At 50.8% G+C, this 17,806-nt stretch carries 8 protein-coding genes; 1 reads left to right on the forward strand and 7 read right to left on the reverse strand.

Translation table 11 applies throughout. The features are described 5' to 3' along the window. Positions 1 to 891 (forward strand): carbohydrate ABC transporter permease, encoded by an 891-nt coding sequence (locus tag ACE6ED_RS16345; RefSeq protein WP_410828263.1) that lies wholly within the window; start codon positions 1 to 3, stop codon positions 889 to 891. Between the two features lie 55 nt (positions 892 to 946). Here the strand turns inward: ACE6ED_RS16345 and ACE6ED_RS16350 are convergent, their stop codons facing one another. From ACE6ED_RS16350 to ACE6ED_RS16380, 7 genes are all read right to left on the reverse strand, one after another. Beyond that, positions 947 to 2,701: a sensor histidine kinase gene (locus ACE6ED_RS16350; RefSeq protein WP_410828264.1), complete on the reverse strand. Its 1,755-nt coding sequence runs from the start codon at positions 2,699 to 2,701 to the stop codon at positions 947 to 949. A 10-nt stretch (positions 2,702 to 2,711) separates the two neighbouring features. Further along, entirely contained in the window at positions 2,712 to 4,343 is a 1,632-nt protein-coding gene (locus ACE6ED_RS16355; RefSeq protein ID WP_410828265.1) for a response regulator, read from the reverse strand. Between the two features lie 951 nt (positions 4,344 to 5,294). Continuing rightward, on the reverse strand, positions 5,295 to 11,282 hold the full coding sequence (locus ACE6ED_RS16360; protein ID WP_410828266.1) for an InlB B-repeat-containing protein: 5,988 nt from the start codon (positions 11,280 to 11,282) through the stop codon (positions 5,295 to 5,297). A gap of 138 nt (positions 11,283 to 11,420) precedes the next feature. After that, positions 11,421 to 14,045, reverse strand: coding sequence for a family 78 glycoside hydrolase catalytic domain (locus ACE6ED_RS16365; protein ID WP_410828267.1), 2,625 nt, complete (start codon positions 14,043 to 14,045; stop codon positions 11,421 to 11,423). Further along, a complete protein-coding gene (locus tag ACE6ED_RS16370; protein WP_410828268.1) occupies positions 14,042 to 15,277 on the reverse strand; it encodes an amylo-alpha-1,6-glucosidase in 1,236 nt (411 codons plus the stop codon). Before ACE6ED_RS16370 ends, ACE6ED_RS16365 begins: the two co-directional genes overlap by 4 nt. Positions 15,278 to 15,306: 29 nt before the next feature. Continuing rightward, positions 15,307 to 15,966, reverse strand: coding sequence for a histidine phosphatase family protein (locus ACE6ED_RS16375; protein ID WP_410828269.1), 660 nt, complete (start codon positions 15,964 to 15,966; stop codon positions 15,307 to 15,309). Positions 15,967 to 16,078: 112 nt separating this feature from the next. Continuing rightward, positions 16,079 to 17,776: a type 2 periplasmic-binding domain-containing protein gene (locus tag ACE6ED_RS16380; protein ID WP_410828270.1), complete on the reverse strand. Its 1,698-nt coding sequence runs from the start codon at positions 17,774 to 17,776 to the stop codon at positions 16,079 to 16,081. Positions 17,777 to 17,806 lie beyond the last annotated feature (30 nt).

Consider the following 17,806-nt stretch of genomic DNA (forward strand, 5'->3'; position numbering starts at 1 on the left):
ATGATCCAGGATAACAGCATTGGCAGACGCCTATTCCATGTTCTAAACTACATCATACTCATTTTAACCTCTCTCATCTGCATTTTACCTTTTATCAACCTTTTGGCGGTATCCTTCAGCAGCAGCGCGGCCGTGTCTGCGGGAAATGTAGCGTTCTGGCCGGTTGATTTCACAACAAAAGCTTACGAGTTCGCATTGACCGGCGGGAAATTCTTCACCTCCTTATGGATATCCGTACAGCGGGTAGTGCTGGGGACGCTAATTAATCTTGTCTTGATGGTGCTTACCGCTTACCCGCTTTCCAAATCCAAGCTGAAGCTTACAGGACGCAACGTGTATATGGGTTTCTTTATCGTGACGATATTATTTAATGGAGGGTTGATCCCGACTTACCTTGTCGTGGTCAAAACGGGGTTAATCGATTCCATTTGGTCCCTGATTCTTCCGGGAGCTTTACCGGTCTTCAGCATGGTCATTCTCATGAACTTCATCCGCGGTTTGCCGGAGGAAATTGAGGAGTCGGCCATTATAGATGGAGCAGGTCCCCTCCAAATCTTAACCCGTATCCTGCTTCCTCTTCTCAAACCCGCGCTGGCTACCGTAGGTCTATTTAGTATTGTCGGTCATTGGAATTCGTGGTTCGACGGAATTATCTATATGAATAATCCTGCGAACTATCCCCTGCAGAGCTATTTGCAGACACTGCTGCAGAGTTTCGAACAGATCATGCTGAAATCAGGCACGGATTATACCCAGTTACTTTCCATGATGAATGCCAGAACAGGCCGTGCTGCGCAGATGTTTTTGGGCGCCATTCCGATTTTGTTGGTCTACCCGTTTCTGCAGAAATACTTTACCAAAGGTTTGGTGCTTGGAAGTGTCAAAGGTTAGCACTGGTATTTCCTTGTTACCAAAGCAGCGGTTCCCACTCCAGGAACCGCTGCTTTTACTTAAGTCTGCGCTGTATGCCGGGCAACAGAAAGGTGAACTTCGTGCCTTCATTCAGCCTGCTTTTCACTTCCAAACCGTAGGATTCGCCAAAGTGAAGCTTGATCCGGCGCTGCACATTAAACAGGCCAATTCCCTTTTCGCCGCCCTCCGCCTCCTTTTCCCAACCTGCTTCCAATTCCCTGACTGTTTCTTCGTCCATACCACCGCCGTTGTCCTGAACTTCTATGACAAGGTCCACAACTTTCGGATAAATCCTAATGATGATATGTCCCTCATCCTCCAGTTCGGCAAATCCATGAAAAATCGCATTTTCAATGATCGGCTGCAGGATCATTTTGGGAACCTGGTAATCCAACAGCGCGTCTTCAACTTCAAAACTGATATGAATGCAATCATAATATCTTACATTTTGAATCGTAATGTAGTTGGAGATATTGTTCAGCTCCTCGCGGATCGTCACCAAAGCGCCATCGTATCGGGCAGCATAACGGAGCATGGAGATTAGAGCCTCCGTCATTTCAACGATTTTGTCGGCCTTTTGCATGGAAGCAATCCATTTGACGGAACCAAGCGTGTTGTACAGAAAATGCGGATTAATCTGGGAATGAAGCGCCCGAATTTCGGCTTCGGCCTTCTCCGCTTCTTCCATCTGGACACGTTCGACTAGTCTTTTTAATTCATACGACATCTTATTGAAGCGGTTGGATAAGTGCCCGAATTCGTCCCGGGAGCCGATAGGCTGCACCCTCTCGAATTGGCCCTGCTCCACCAAAACCATATTGTTCATCAGTTTCTTAATCGGACGGGTAATGACATTCGACAGAAAAATAGAGATAACCACCGCAAACAGGGACATCACAATCGCGAGAGTAACCAGGTTGCGGCCCAAAATCACACCTTCATCGGTCAACTCGTCCATCGGCATATACAAATAAGTGGTCCAATCCTTTTGACTCAGCGGGCTGGTTACTACAATATTTTCGGATTCGTCGGGACGTACATTGTCCCGGAACAATGTGCCAATCAAGCGGTCATTCACGTTATAAACAATTTTTTCGTCATTATCGACAATCATAAACCTGGATCGGAGCGCTTCCTGTAAATTACGGTTTACAATTTCAATAAATTTTATATCGATACTTACCACAATAACGCCTAGTAGCCGCCCTGTCGCCGCGTCATATATTTTTCTGGCATGCGAAACCGTCAGCGTCTTTTTCTCCAACTGCTCATCAATTCGGGTAGACAAGGTAATGGTTCGGTCTTTTGTATGCATGAATTTTTTGAACCACAACTCGTTGTCCACTTTGAAGTCCTCATTTATCGGATGGTTGGGACTCACAAACAGATTACGTCCGTTGTTCAGGTTATACAGGTATATAGAAAATACCCGGTCCTTCATCATAATATAGTTCATTAAGTGGTTGTAGGCTACATTCTCCTGCTGCTCTCCTCCATCCCTGAGGAAATCCTGGATTGGATAACTCCCCTCGTGTGTCGCCGACAAGCTGCTGCTTAGACCCGTGCTGGCGAGCAGCGAGATCTTTTCAATATCTTTCAGGAACTCATCAATCCGGATGTTGGTTTGTTTCGCCAGGTCCTCCATTAAGTTTCTGTAATTATGCTCCAGCAATCGTTCCGAAGAATGATAGGAGTTAATGCTCATTACAATGACGGGAAGAATGATGACGATGAGACAGATAAACATGATTTTGGTTTTAATCCGGACAGGTCCTCTTCTCCGCATCATGCACCTCTTCTTATTGGCTTTTATCCGGAGTGTGGCTTTGCTCCCGGTATTCCTCAGGCGTAAGCCCTACGGTTTTCTTGAAAATTTTGCTGAAATAGGTGTAGTTATGATAGCCTACAATGTCCGCCACCTCATATACTTTCAAATCCCCCTCCTCCAGGTACACCTTTGCCTTTTCAATCCGGATTCGGGTTAAATAGGAGATGAAATTTTCGCCTTTTTCTTGCTTGAAAATCCGGCTTAGATAAGACGGATTGACATTGATTTGGTTTGCAACGCTCTGCAAAGAAATATCCTCCGCATAATATCTATGAATGAGCCCAACTGCGAGGTCGGTGTAGGTGCGTTCCCGTACGGGGCTGGAGCTGCTGTCCAGGCAATGTGTAATATATTCCAGCAAACGCTGGTGCACCTCCACCCAGTTCTCTCCTTTTAAAACGGTTTCATAAATACAATGTCCATAGGAAGGAAAACCGGGCCTTTTCCCTGCGGGCAATAAAAACGCATTGACCTGTTCCATAATCAAGATGTATTTCATCCGAATGCTGCCTTCATCCAGTTGCAGAGCTTTAAGCTCGGCACCTACCGCATCCAGGAACCGTTCCGCTTGTTTTTTTTCTTTGCTTGCCCACATTTTGACGATTTCTTGTTCCTCTTTGGGGGTGATCAGGGGGGCTTCAGTTTTTCTCGCAGGCTCATTAACAAGATCTTCATAAAACAGCACATGATTTGTATCTGCAAAAAAACGGTGTTTTAACGCTTCTTCAGCCTGCTTGTAAGCCAATCTCAGGAACTTGAAACCTGGAACCGTCGTGCTGACGCCGACCGTAAGGCTAAGATTCATAAAGTCCCGTAAAGAAGCCAGGATCTTACTGCACAATTTCTCGATTTCGCTCCGTGCCTCCCTGTCTTCAGGCGGGGCATTCACAATAACCATATATTCGGAAGAGCTGCCAATCACCATTTCTTTATTCCACTTGGAGGGAATAACCTCTTCCATAATATTGAGAATGGAAAACCGGAGGAGCTTCTCATCCTTTTCCACATATTTTTTCTTCAAGCTTTCAAACTGATTGACCTTCATAATCAGGACCAGCAAGCCGGAAGACTGGACACGGATATGAAGTTCCTCCGCCTTAACCGCGGCATCCTGTTCATTGATAAAACCGCTGATCAGATCTTTGAAAAAGTTCTCTTTCAGATGGCTTAGACTGAGTGAATAGTCATGAGGCATTTTAGGTACCAACCCTTGGCCCTCTTGCTCCGCCTGCCATTTCCCGCTAAGAGAGACAAGCAGTTCGGTTAGCGAAGCCGGGGTAATGTCGCTTTTGATTAAATAATCAGCCGCGCCTAATCGAAGTGCTTCCTTTACATAATGGATCTCATCAAAGTTGCTCAAAATGATATACTTGCAGGTTTTAAGCTTGCCCTTGGCTTCCCGGATAAACTGCAAGCCGTCCATCACAGGCATTTTGATATCGGTTACAATTAGATCAGGCGAGGCGGCCAAAGCGAGGTCCATGCCTTCCTTTCCATTTCCGGCCTCCCCTATGACTTGATAGCCGTACTGTTCCCAATCGATCATACTGCGAATTCCGACCCGCATCAGTAGTTCATCATCTACAATTAATACTTTGTGCATGATCATCCTCCGGGAAATCCATGGTTGGTTATTTAATCCGACAAGCAGCATCATTCCTTTATTATAAGCGTTCCATACCAAGTGTCGATGTAAAATGATTGATAACTGTTTAAAATAAACTGCCTTACTGCTTCCAGTTAAACTTCTATCTGACCTGTTTGGCGCTGCCTGCCGCTTCAGACTGGCAACCCAGACGCATCCTGCATAATTTGGTTGATCTGCAAATACTGTACATCGCCAGCGACCAAGAGCGGGCCCGAACCTACAAGCTGCGATCATTGACTGAATAGTACGAGCTCATGCAACTAGCCCAAGAGCGGACTCAGATTCCGCTATTCTCTATATTATCGCCGTAACATGAGGCAGCAGGACTCAGATTCCGCTATTTGAGCAGCAGCACCTTATTAAAGTGCTGTTCAGGGCTATTAGCGGAACTAGAGTCCGTGAACTTACGAATAATCGTAAAATTAAGCGAATAGCGGAATTTCAGTCCACCGTGGGCGACCTGCCTAAATCCTGCAGATCTGTACATACAGACCAACGATTATGCTAGCCTTTGCATATTCTGTCACTAGACTTTGTCCGGAGCAACCACCTTTGTCCGGAGGCACCACCTTTGTCCGGAGGCACCACCTTTGCTCGAAAACACCACCTTTGTCCGATGCAGCCACCATAGTTTCTTTGCGAATTACAGTGCCTATAAAGACGGCAGTCCGCCCTACGCATCTGTCCCGGCAGTTCCGGAAAGAAATGGGAATCAGACTGACCCATATATTCAGCAGAAGCAGATTGAAGAAGCCAAGCATCGGTATGACGCCGAATCAATTTCGTGACCGGCAGACAGTCTATATACCTTAGAAGGAAGCGAATAAAAAACACCCCTTAAGCGATTCCAGCATGGGACTCCAGGTTCGCTTTAAGGGGTGATTCATATTTTACGTTTGCTGCAGCCTAATTTTCATCCGTTCCCACGGACTCTTTCACCGCCGGCTGCCGCGGCCATAAGACATTGCTGAAAACCGCGTCGACATACTTGCCGTCCGCACCCGCGGATACCGCCAGACCCATCGTAAATTTGCCGGTCAAATTCAGGGCTAGCGAGCTTTTTTCAATCCACTCTGTCCCCTCCTTCGACCAGTACGTCTTCACGACGTTTCCGGTTTTCTCTACTTTAAGCCAGATCGGATACGATACTGTAGGTAGAGCAGTATCGTTCACCTGCGACCATCCATCTGCATGGTCGCGGTAAATGCCGGTAAGCTCCCGCAGCCCGTTGACAAAAATCCCTTGATGGGCGCTGTCCGCGTCCAGGCTCTGCCGGATCATGACACCTACCTTGATGTCCCTATTCGGGGCAGAACCTGAAGAGGTCATGCCGTCAATTTTGGCAATGATGGATTGATCTCCATCCAGCCCTTCCTGATAAACGTAACGGAACTTGTCACTCCGGCCCCATACATTCGTTCCATACCCTCTAATCTTAATGGACGCTTCTTCAGCCGTAGTGGTTCCCGTTTGAATTCCACCGATATCTTTACTGGTATAATCCTCCTCCGGGGTCAGCACCCGGATAAAGTTCGCCGTAACGGTTTTATTTTCGTCCATGATCACCGTTGCCGGATTGGCTGTGCCGCTGTATCCCCCGCTCCAGCTGGTGAAGGCATACCCTTTGGCCGGTTTGGCGGTCAAGGTTACCTGCGCGCCTGGACGATATTCCTCCTGCGGAGACTCCACCTCTACAACCCCATTTTCCGCACGGGTCGTCAGTGTATACCGGTCGGTTTCCGGTCTGAAATTCGCGATTACGGTTTTGTACGTATCCATCGTAACGGTCGCCGTACTCGCGTTACCGCTGATATCGCCGCTCCAGCCTGTAAATACATAACCCGGATTGGCCGCATAGGTCGCCGTCACTACGGTGCCGGCCGGATAAACCGGCGCCAGCGGGCTGACCGTAATGCTTCCGTTTACAGCTTCCGTGTGCAGACGATAAGATTTCACAGCAGGCCACTTAACGGCGCCGAACTTGGCTGTCACAAATTTGCTATCCTGCCCTGCGGTGACGGCCAACCCCGCAGTAAATGGACCATCAAATACGGCCAATACCTGCGTGTCCCTCAATGTCCAGGTACGGCCTTCGTCGGCGGAGGAGTAGGTTTTGAGCGTCGTCCCGCGTTTCTCCACCTTCAGCCAGACCGGGCCGGTGACAGGTTCAGAAGTATACGGCCGCACCGTTTGCGGACCGATACGGTATTGGCTGATGATTTTCCGGTCCTTGGTTATAAAAATACCTTGATATCCGCTGCCGGCGGCCGTGCTCTGCCTGATCATAATCCCGGCCCGCGCATTATCGGCCGTCCCGTTAAAATCTTTAATCTCCGCCACGATATCCGCATCTCCGGTCAGATGATCCTGATAGGTATACCTGAAGCTGTCGCTCCCGGCCCAGATGTTTTGTCCCGAAGCCGTTATCGACAAGCCGGTTTCGTCATCCGTTGTTTTTCCTGCATATTCGGTAGCGATATCCGCGCTTTTGTAGGACACGAATTTGGCCGATATGTCCTTGTGCCCGTTCATGAAGAGCACCGTGTCGGCGTCTGTTCCAGCCAGGTCCCCTTCCCAATGGACAAAACGGTAGCCCAGTTCCGGTACAGCCTTAACCTCGACTCTGGTATTCGGCTTGTATTTGCCTCCCGGAGGAAGCGGAGGATCCAGTTCAATCCGGCCGCCTGTGACCGGTGTCACCTTTAATTCACACGCGTCCGGCATCGGCCCGAAGTTGGCTTTGATCGTCTTGTTGCCGTCCATGAACAAATAGGCGGGATTTTTTTTGCCTGAGAGGTCAAGAGACCAGTGTGTGAAGGTATGTTTGTTTTGATCAAATGCCTCAGCGTTCAGCTTCACCGTTGAATTAGCGACATAAAGGCCCGATTCGACTCCAGCAGTTCCCAGCCCGTCGGACTCTACCGTCAAATAATACATATCCGGCCAGCTGACATTGCTGAATTGTGCGGAAGCCGTGCTGTTATCGGAGCCAGCGGACACAAACAATCCAATAGTCAGCTCCATCTCCGGGCTCACCCAGTCATAGAGAATTTGAGCCGGCGCCTTTGTCCACTCTTCTCCATCTGTGGACCAGGCTACGGTAATGTCCCGGAAGCCGGTTCTTTCGATTCTAAGCTGTACCGCTTTAGGCCGTCCCGAATCGTCTTTGACCACGCTGCCTAACTCTTTTATGTCCCTGCTGTTACCGCCTTTTCTATACTGCAGGAGGATCTTCCCGTTTTTAACCACTATAGAGACGTATTGGGAACTATGAGTCAAATCCCTGCGGATCTGAATCCCTGCAACAGCGGCTTCCGTGTTGCTGCCGGTAAGAGAGTCCAATGTGGCGGTGAACACGGTATTTTCCTTCAGTGCCGGACGCAGCAGATACCGGAAGCTGTCGGGCGCTAAGCTAAATGCGTTTCCGCTGCTGGTCAGCGTATACACATCACCGGTTACTACTGTCTTGCCGGGCACCGTGCCAGGTGTCAGGTCAACGCTCATCAGCGTGTTGGCCGGCTTGAAGTTGGCGGTAATCGTTGTGTCTGCATTCAACGTAACAGTCAGCGGAACTTCATGAATTTTTTCGTTGGGAACGTCACCGCTCCAGCCTGTAAACACATATCCAGGTTTGGCCGTTGCAGTCAGTGTAACCTCTGAGCCTTCCTCGTAGCGGTTGCCATCTGCATTGACAGGCAGCTTGGCCTTTTGTGCAACCGTACCGCCCTCCGTAGCCGGCGTCTTCAGCGTATAAACCGGAACCGCCTCGAATACACCCGTAACTTCCGTATCATCGTCCAGGATGACGGAAGCCGGATTAAGCGCAGACTCAAAATCCCCGTCCCATTTGCTGAATTTGTATCCGAAATTATCAAACGCGGTTAATATCACTTCATCGCCTTTGTAATAGGATGCCTTAACCGGGTTGTACCTTACTCTCCCGCCTTCACTTGCTTCCACCTTCAGACTGTGTTTTGAGAGCTCCTTGAATTGGGCTGTAAAGCTGAGATCACCAGTCACAACGACGTTCCGCTCCGGCGTTCCGCCGCCCTGCAGATCTTCCCAGCCCGCAAACTCATATCCGTACTTCGGTACCGCATTCAGGGTAATGGTTTCCCCTTCATTGTACTGTCCGATCGGGTTCTCCTGGGTTACGGTGCCGTAAACCGCCTGGGTTGCAACAGTGTAGGACTTGACCGGCTTGTAAACAGCGGTGATCTTAGTTGTATCGGAATTCAAAGTGATGGGCAGCTCGTTCTGGTCGCCGATCTTATTTCCCTGTTCATCCTGCCATTCCGTAAACTTGTGTCCAAGATGGCCTTTGGCTTTAAGAGTAAGCTTCGTTCCCCTGGTGTAAGTACCGCCGCCAGGAACGACATCTCCGTTAGGCGAATAAACATTCAAGGTGACGGTATTGACGGGAATTAACGGCAGCATGGACGCCGCGTTCGCCGACAAAATGTTGATCGAGAATTCATTTGTCGTATTCCAGGAATCCGTATACCGGTACATGACCGCATAATCTTCTTTGTACTCCGGAAAAATTTTCGTTTTGGCGGCCGCATTATGCTTGTCGTCGAACCAGGAAGGATACGGTGCGCTCTGTAGGTCCGAATTCGGCAGCCCCGGCGGTGGCTCCATCCAGCCTTCGCCTTTGCCCTCCTTGTATTTTGTCCACTGATACTGGTTAATCTCATGGACAAACCATCTTGGAGCCCGCTGCGGATCGCCAAGTCCCGTAATAAACGATCTGCTGACCGCGTTGCTTCCAAGTGTGTAATCCCACGTCTTCTGGATCCGGTCCAGGTACTCCTGGTTTTTGGTCACGCCATACCCGACAACGAGCGGCATCAGCGTCGAGCTCGTAAATCTCCAGCCAATCTGGTTCTTGTACCCTCTATCCTGTGCCGATGCGCCAAACGGCGCGGAGAAATTCATTTCCGATGAGGCATAATTTTGGATCCCTCCCATCGCCCACTTTTTGAAACCTGCATCCAGGTTGGGATTATCCACCATCGATACGAAGACCCCCAGCCAGGCCCGGTCCAAAAGCCAGGACCATCGTTTAAAAGAGTTGTAATTGTCCGGGTCTAACGGCATTTCTTCTTTGATGCGGTCCTGCAGTTCCTTTTTCGTAATTCCGTCCAAGGTGTCCTGATCTCCCATCGCCGCGAGTAGAGCGCTGGCGGTCAAGAGCATTTCGTTCGACCATAAATGCTTTACACCAGGCTTATCTCCTGCTCCGCTCTGATCATAGTAGCTTTTACCCAGGAACGGATGCGGGGTCGGACTTGGGCTTGCGCTCGCACTAGGGTCAGGGCTTGAGTCCGGACTCGCGGCCGGGCTCGGTGTAGCGGTTGGACTTGGGGCCGGGCTTTGGTTCGCCTTTTCTTCATACCCCTTAAAGCCTTTGTAAGCCTTGACGGCGGCCTCCAGATATTGATCCATTTTGCTTTTGGTGCTGCCCGGCTCCGGCTCTGAATAATACTTCTGCATCAGCGGCGTATTGTAGGCCTGCGCCAGCACGCCGGCGGCGAACAGCGTTTCTGAAGCGTACGGCCCCTGCGTCCGGTTGTAGAACATCCGGTTAGAAGCCCCAAACAAATCCATTCCCGTTTCATACGTGCCTTTGTCTGGATCTGAAGACTGGGGCCTGAGATATCCGGCAAGCGTGCCTTGCATGGAGGTGTTCATTACCGCTTTCGTCAGCCAGTCCAGCTCGTAAACCAGCTCATCCAGATAATCGGGTTTGCCGTTAGACGACTCGGGGATTTCCAGCGACTCGCCCAGCGCCTCCACCTGTTCCGGAAAGTATTTCGCGCCCATAAGCATATCAATGCCGACATACGCGGAATTGTACGGGTACTTTCCGCGGTCCCCTGCATCCATATGCCCCCCGGCCAGGTCTACTTTGGCGGCCTTTGCCGCTGCTTCAGTCGAGCCGAGGTCACGGAAAATCGCCTGATCGATGGCGTCGTCCAAGTGGGCGGCCGGACGTTTCCAATGGGTCAAGTCACCGTCCAGCCCATGGTTTCCGTCCCGCTGCATAAATAATGCGCGCGTAATGGTGTACCCGATGTTATTTTTGTAAATCGATGTATCGATTTTGAATGGATAAGACACACCCACTCCCGGAATATAAAGATAATATTCGCCTTCCGCCTTGAAATCGGTGAAATCCAGTGTATAGATATAGCTGTAGGTCCATTTGTCTAAATCGTAGGGATTAGGCGGGGTTATCGTGCCTGTAAACACTTTTTGGTTGTTTTTATCCATCACGTAGAAGTTCTTGTAGGCCTTGAATTCTACGCTCCCCTGCCCGGTCCAGTGGGACAAATAAGCAATCTTGGGTCCTTCCGACGGGTATCCGACCTGATTGGAGTGGATAACCAGATTGGGCTGCTCCAGATCAAATTTGAACGCAAAAGTGTTCTGCTCGTTCACTTTCGCAACTGCAGGATCGATGGTTACGGTGTAGTTCAGCCCTTCCTTGAACTTAACGGAGGAAGGCAGCTTTAAATAAGCCCGGTACGACACCTGAATTTTGCCTTGATCCCCCGCTAAAGTCGGGTAGTAGGGAGCTTCCTCGGGGAAATACCGGTAATGGACGAGAATCGGCTGAATGCCTTCCTTGAATACGGGATCTTCATTGCTTTGGATGGTGTAATATTCCGGATTGGTTACTTGCTCATCGGAGTAAGGATTGTCTATCAGGCAAATCTCCAGCCATTCGGATGTGACTACAGCTGCATAGGATTGCTTTTCTATAGGGGCTACCGGGGCACGCTCTTTCAAAGCAAACGCCGGACTGCCGGATACAACGGAAAAACCAAACAGTGCAATTAACGTTGTTAGCAGAACGGTGATAGTCCTTCGTGAGATACGGTTCACCATGATTCTTTTTCCTCCTCATAAAATGGTTACATGACTATTCTCTGTGATAACGAAAGAACTCCCGTCTATGCGCCTTTGAGGTCTGGAATCAGGTAGAGATGAAATGAACCACCTCCCGGCAAAGTATACTTGACGTTTTTAAAGCGGCTCCTTCCCGGCTTCCGTCCTAAACGTATAACTGCCGGAGCCTACCGAATATACCGTATAACTCCCTGCAGGAAGAACCCGCCCCTCCTGATCCACGGACGGCACGTAGACCTCCGCCTCCGCGTTGGGAGGAATGGTTACTTTCAATACAATTCCTGCGGCCTCTCGGTGCCAGCTTGATTTGACCCATCCCCGGACTGTACCGACCTGCGCGCTTGCGCTGTCCAAATCTTCAGGGAAATAGGGCTTGATCCTGATGCTGGCGTATCCCGGCCGGATGGGCGAAATGCCGGCAAGATGCTTGTAGAACCAGGCACTCAACCCGCCGACCAGAAAAGCATGGTTATTGGATGACCGGTTATCCGCAAAGCTTTCAAACGCCGTCGTTGCACCGAATTCCTTAATCCAGTAGCCCCAGCAGCCTTTAGTTGTATTGACGGCTAGGCCGTATGCAGCGTCATTCCGTCCGTTACCCGCCAAGGCCTCCATTATCGCCTCCGCACCAAGGCATCCGGCCGTCATGGTTCCGCGGGACGCTATATCCTCCGCCAAGCTGTCCGCTACGGCTTCCTTGGAGGCTTCCGGAACCACTTCCAGGTAAAGAGCAAGCGCATTGGCCGTTTGCGAATTGGTGTCATAATACCGGCCTTCCTTCAAAAAAGCCGTATTGATGCCATCCCGCACCCGAAGCGCCAGTCCCGAATATAACGCCATGTCGTCCAGCAACCCGAGCTCCTCCGAAATTCGGGACAACAACGTCAGACACCTGTAATAGTAAGCTGTAGCCAGATAGACTCCGGAAATGTCTGAGACGCTGCCAAACCAATCTCCGAAAATCAGGCTGTTTTGCAAAAGATAATGGCTGTCCAGATGATTTCTGAAGGCGCCAAGACAGCGCTTCATCAAATCGTAATGCTTTAGCAAAAACGCTTTGTCGCCATACGCCATGTAGTAATCCCAGGGAATCATAATAACGGCCGAGGCCCAAGGCATGTCGAGCGCATATTCATGGCCTTCACTCGGGCAGATAAGCGGGACGATTCCATTCTCCAGCTGGCTGTCGGCGATGTCGTCAAACCATTTTTCGTAGAAGGCAGCCATATCAAAATTGAAGCAGTCCGCTTCCGAATGGCAGTGGGCGTCCCCAAGCCAGCCCTGTCTTTCTCTTGAAGGGCAATCAAGGGGGACGGATACCAGATTCGACCGGAAGGACCATACCGCATTGTGCTGCAGCTGGTTCAGCAGCCCGTTTGAGCAATGAAACTGTGATCCGTTCAGGATGTCGTTATGAATGACCTTCGCTGTGATCCGGCCGGTGTCCAAAACTCCGGGATAACCGGATACCTCCACATACCTGAAACCGTGGCATGAAAATCTCGGCTGATAGCTTTCTTCCCCCGACCCTTTGAGAATGTACTCGTCGTATTGAGCCTGCGGATGGGCCAGCCAGCCCGCTTCAATACTGCCGGGATCGAGGCTCCCGTCTTCACTTAAGCATTCCGCATACCGCAGGGTTACTTTGGTGCCAGCTTCACCTTTTACAGTGAGGCATACGGTACCAAACAGGTTTTGGCCGAAATCCACGATGTAGGCTGACTCCTGAGGGCTATCCGCCCTGCCAGACTTCCCCCTTTTCACAATGGATATGGGCAGCAGTTCCCCGGCCGCCTTGATGGACTGCAGCTGCGAAGTGAGCACCAGCGGGCCGGTATCCGGTATCGGCCGTCCCCATAAGGAATCGTCATAGCCGGGCAAATCCCATCCGTCAGGCGCAAGCCGTGCATCAAAGGTTTCGCCTTTCCCCTCGGAGATGCTGCCGCCAGCATAACGCAAGCTGACATAGGGGCCTTTGTGCAGTCTTTTCCACGCTGCATCGCTGACTATAATTTCGGATGTGCCGTCGGTATACCGGATATCGAGGTGAAAAATCACCTTTCGGGTATGCATGATCCCGATCGCGTTAGGTCCGGAGCGGAGCAAATCCGTCACATCATACGTACGGTACATCCCCCGTTTGAAATGGGTTTGGCCCGGGCTGATGAGATCCTCGCCTGCTTTGGTCCCGTTGATCCTAAGCTCATAAGCATTGGCTTTACTTCCCGTGGCGCCGATGTACACCCTCGCGGCCAAGACCGGCGCAGAGGTCCGGGTGACAAACTCCCTGCGCTCATAATAGACGGCTGTAGGGCTGTTGGGATATTCACAGTTGAACCACCGGCAATTCCAGTCCCCGGCATGGAACATTCCGGTTTCAAAGACAGCGTTGTTGCTCCATGAAGATTCCTTGCCTGCACGATCCCATACCTTGATTTTCCACCAGTAACGGTTTTTCGAAGCCAGGGGAGCACCTTTATAACGCACCGCGGTCTGCGCGTTGGAAACGGTTCTTTGGCTGTCCCACAGATCACCAATATCGTGATCGATATTGGCGGGGCTGGAAGCTACAAGGATCCGGTAAGCCGATTGGATAAATCCCGGCCTGTCACATTCCGTTTCCCAGCTCAGCTTCGGCTGTGGCGCATCCACTCCCAGTGGCGAATCCGCATATTCACACCGGAGCCTCATAGGCTTGTAATTGTCTTCTGTCACAGCCGATTTCCCGGATTGAACGCTCATATCGAAGCGTTCACCGCCGCATGGTCCATCACGCTTTGGTAAGCATAAATGAACATGCCGGCAGACCAGGCCTGATAAGCCATGCCGGAAGGCATACCGCTTCTTCCGTTCAGCCATTCGTTAAACTCCCAATCGAACCTTTTGCCGATCCGGTTGGCCTCGGCCAGATTCCCCAGTTCTTCCATGGCAAACTCCGTTTTTCCCGCTTTCATCAGCGCCGCAACGTAGAACCCGCCGATAAACGGCCAGATGCCTCCGTTATGATACTGGTACTCCAGGTTTAAATGCCCGTTTCTGTAATACTCGCGCCAGTCCTTGTCTCCGGGCCGGATCGGCGGATAATTGGCCATAATGGGATAAGGTTTGTTCATCCCTGTTTGGGTGAAGTGGTCAATGATTTTTCCCGCCTGGACATCATCCGCAATACCGAACAGAATTGCCAGACTGTTGCCCAGCGCGTCGCAGTGGTATCCGAAATCCCGGAAGGAGACATAAGGCAAATAAAACTTGCCAAACCAATACAATTCACTGCTCATCCGGATTACTCTCAGCCATTCCTGAGAGAACCCGTTTTCTTTAATGACTCGGGTTTTTTCTTCGACATCGCCCAGCCAGAGCAAAAGATTGAGCTTAAGCTTCACATCCTCCGCTTTGGCCAAACTGTCCTGCCCGTTTTCCCCGCACAGCTCCAGAATCCTGGAATATTCAACGAGCGCCTTATAATACAAGACATTGTCATAAAGCACGTTGCCCCGGTTGGCATACAGGTCTCCCCAGTCGGCGGCTTCCTGCACTTCCAGCAGGCCGCAGTTGTTGCTGTCCTGGTATTCCAGCCAGACCATCGCTTGTTTGACGGATTCCAGATGGCTTTTTAAAAAATCCAGATCCTTGTACCGGCTGTAATAGACGCCATGTCCGATGACATACCACGGGTTACTGTCCACCGCCCCCTGGTTCGCTTCAATCCGGGGTTGATCCACATCCACGTACAACGGGATCATGCCGATTCTCGATTGGTACTTGGAAAGAGTGGCCAGCGTAGTCCGGAACGACTGCCGGATAACGTCATTGTCTACCAGCGATGCGCCCAAAAAAGTAATCATGCTGTCTCTGGCGTAAACCTGATTGTACCCTTCGGACAACGCGGACGCCTTGGCCCCGATGATATGCATGCAGCGCTCTACGACTTGAACGGAATGCTTATAAGCTTCTTCAATAAGGTTGATCTTCATCGTCTCACTGTCTCCTTATGTCCTCATGTTCAGAGGCCGATTTTATGAAGCGCCGGGACGGTCAGCTGCGGATAATAAATGCCTTTTCGCTCCGTAAAAGAAAGGACCGCAACGCCTGTATGCTCAAACGTAAAGCTGCCCACCGGAAACGGCCGGACGCCCAGCAAAAAATTCAGCAGCACGCCCAGCGATCCTCCATGTCCGAACACTGCTACAGACAGCTCTCTGGCATGTTCTTCCGGCACAAAACCGCCCATCCGGCTGTGAATGCCAAGCCCGCTCAAATCCTTCAGAAACGGAGGGATGATTCTTGCGCACATATCGTAATAGCCTTCACCCATTTCCGTCTTCCAGGTCTCCTCGGCATAGGCGTCCCCAGCCTGACGCTGCATTTCTTCAAACACGGTGCTCGGCACCTTCTCCAGCTCCCGGTTCGGCATCCACTCATACAGATAGGGCAATATCCGGATATCCAGCCCCCTCCCGGCCATGACAATTTCCGCGGTCTGCAGCGCCCTTCCATACGGAGAGGACAGGGCAATGTCGAACTTCACCTGCTTCAGCGCTTCGGCGGTCGCCTCGGCCTGCATTACCCCGCAGTCTTCTGACAAGCAGCCTTGAACCGGCTGTTCGGGACAGATATAAGGATCGCCCGCCATGTGTCCATGCCGGATTAAAGTTAATTTCATGCATTCCTCTCCCCCTTTTTAAAATAGATCCTGCTGCCCATAAAAAAGGCAATGAATGAAGCTGCTCCCTCCACCCATTGCCTGTTCCGGCACGGCCGTCATTTTCCCGTCATCACTTGCCCGCCAGCTGCTCCTCGTATTGCTTATGCATCTTCGTCATGTATTCCTCAACTTGAACGGCGCCAGCGGCATCCAAGTCTTTGACAAACTTCTCAAATTCCGCTTCAAATTCCGCTTCCGTCTTGGCCAGGATCACCGAAAATGCATTGTCATACAGCCTTTTGTCCACAGCCTGCTGCTTAGCCAAGGTGTCCGTATCGGCTCCAGCCATCAGATCGTCAATCGTTGTGGAGTCATACCAATATTGGCCAAGCGCCTCGTCTCTTTGCTGCGCTCTTGTATTGTTGATCGCAACCGGGTCATCCTTCAGAATCCAGTAAGTCCCCCAGCTTGTTTTGCCAAGGTCCGAGCCAACAAGTCTGGCGTAATGGCCCATGCCGGTTTCTTTTTCAATGTTCACCTGCTGCTCGCCGGCCAGCCATCTGTCGAGATAAGCTTGCTTCAGCGCCGGCTTGCCGTCCGCCATCTCCCATTGGATGCCTTCCGGTCCGTTCATGGCCAGGAAGTTCCCCTCCTCGGTAGCCAGGTAATTAAGGAGCTTCATCGCCGCTTCGGGATTTTTACATTTGTCAGTGATAATCAGCGCGCCGATTCCTTTTTTGCTTACAGAAAACAATGCCGGTTTATCGCCGCTCGGGAATGTAAAGACGACATTTTGAAAATACATGTTCTCCGCATTCGGCAGTTTGGCGTCGGTATACGTCTTCAAAACGTCATACGTCTGGTTCCACCCGCCGATATGAGCCGCGACTCTTGCGGGATACAGCTTGGATTTCTGCCATGTGGCGTAATCCTGGGAAAACGCTTCGGGATCAATCAGCCCTTCACGGTACAGCTTGTTATAGAACTTGAGCACTTCCTTGGCCCAAGGCGCCTTAGGCCAATATTGAACCGTATCGTCCGCTCCGATATAAAGCTTGGAATCGGCCGGCGATCCGGCCATGGCGATCATGCCATAATAAGGCGATCCCCAGTTCCGGTTAAACCCGCTCAGCGGATACAAGGTTTGGCCGTCGGGAGTCTTCGGGTATTTCTCCTTCACCAGCTTCAGATAGTTGTATACGTCATCTGACGTTTCCAGCTTGGGCGATCCCAGCGCTTCGTAGAGGTCCTTTCTCACCTGCAGACTGTAGCCGTATCCTGGAGGCGTAGCTCCTTCCGGCAAATAAGAGTTGGTCAGATGGTAGATGTTGCCGTCGCTTTGTTTCAGCATGTTCAGCGCTGCCCCGTATTTTTTCTTCAGATCCGGACCGTATTGATCCATTAAATCGTTAAGCGGAATGGCAATTTTATCGGCGATAACTTTGGAAGGATCGGACAGCATGATGATATCGGGGTACTCTCCGCTCGCAAGAACCACATTCAGCTTGTCTTTGCCGTTGCCGGAGTAGACGTCCCACTTCAGCTTGATGTTAAGCTTCTCCTCCAGCGCTTTGGCTACCGGATTTTCTTCCCAGAACGGGTCTCCCGTAGGGAAACTCGGTGTACCTCCGGCTGTGTTCACGATGGACAATACCACCGGCTTGTTTGCTCCGGTTGCTGGCTGGCCCGCGTTACCTGTATTCGTGCCTGTGTTCGTGCTATTATTTGTGCCGTTTGCTGCACCGTTGTTACCTGTACAGGCGCTGAGCAGAACCGAAACGATCATCAGGGCGGCGGCAATACTTTTGACATTTGTGATCCTCTTCATGGGTTTCTTCCCTTCCATCGGATATTGAGA

Source organism: Paenibacillus nanchangensis, assembly GCF_046543445.1.
GTDB classification, from domain to species: Bacteria; Bacillota; Bacilli; order Paenibacillales; family Paenibacillaceae; genus Paenibacillus_AQ; species Paenibacillus_AQ nanchangensis.

Coding starts and splice junctions, on each gene's coding strand:
- ACE6ED_RS16365 (WP_410828267.1), bottom strand. CDS start 14,045: ATGAGCGTTCAATCCGGGAAATCGGCTGTGACAGAAGACAATTACAAG.
- ACE6ED_RS16345 (WP_410828263.1), top strand. CDS start 1: ATGATCCAGGATAACAGCATTGGCAGACGCCTATTCCATGTTCTAAAC.
- ACE6ED_RS16355 (WP_410828265.1), bottom strand. CDS start 4,343: ATGCACAAAGTATTAATTGTAGATGATGAACTACTGATGCGGGTCGGA.
- ACE6ED_RS16380 (WP_410828270.1), bottom strand. CDS start 17,776: ATGAAGAGGATCACAAATGTCAAAAGTATTGCCGCCGCCCTGATGATC.
- ACE6ED_RS16350 (WP_410828264.1), bottom strand. CDS start 2,701: ATGATGCGGAGAAGAGGACCTGTCCGGATTAAAACCAAAATCATGTTT.
- ACE6ED_RS16370 (WP_410828268.1), bottom strand. CDS start 15,277: ATGAAGATCAACCTTATTGAAGAAGCTTATAAGCATTCCGTTCAAGTC.
- ACE6ED_RS16375 (WP_410828269.1), bottom strand. CDS start 15,966: ATGAAATTAACTTTAATCCGGCATGGACACATGGCGGGCGATCCTTAT.
- ACE6ED_RS16360 (WP_410828266.1), bottom strand. CDS start 11,282: ATGGTGAACCGTATCTCACGAAGGACTATCACCGTTCTGCTAACAACG.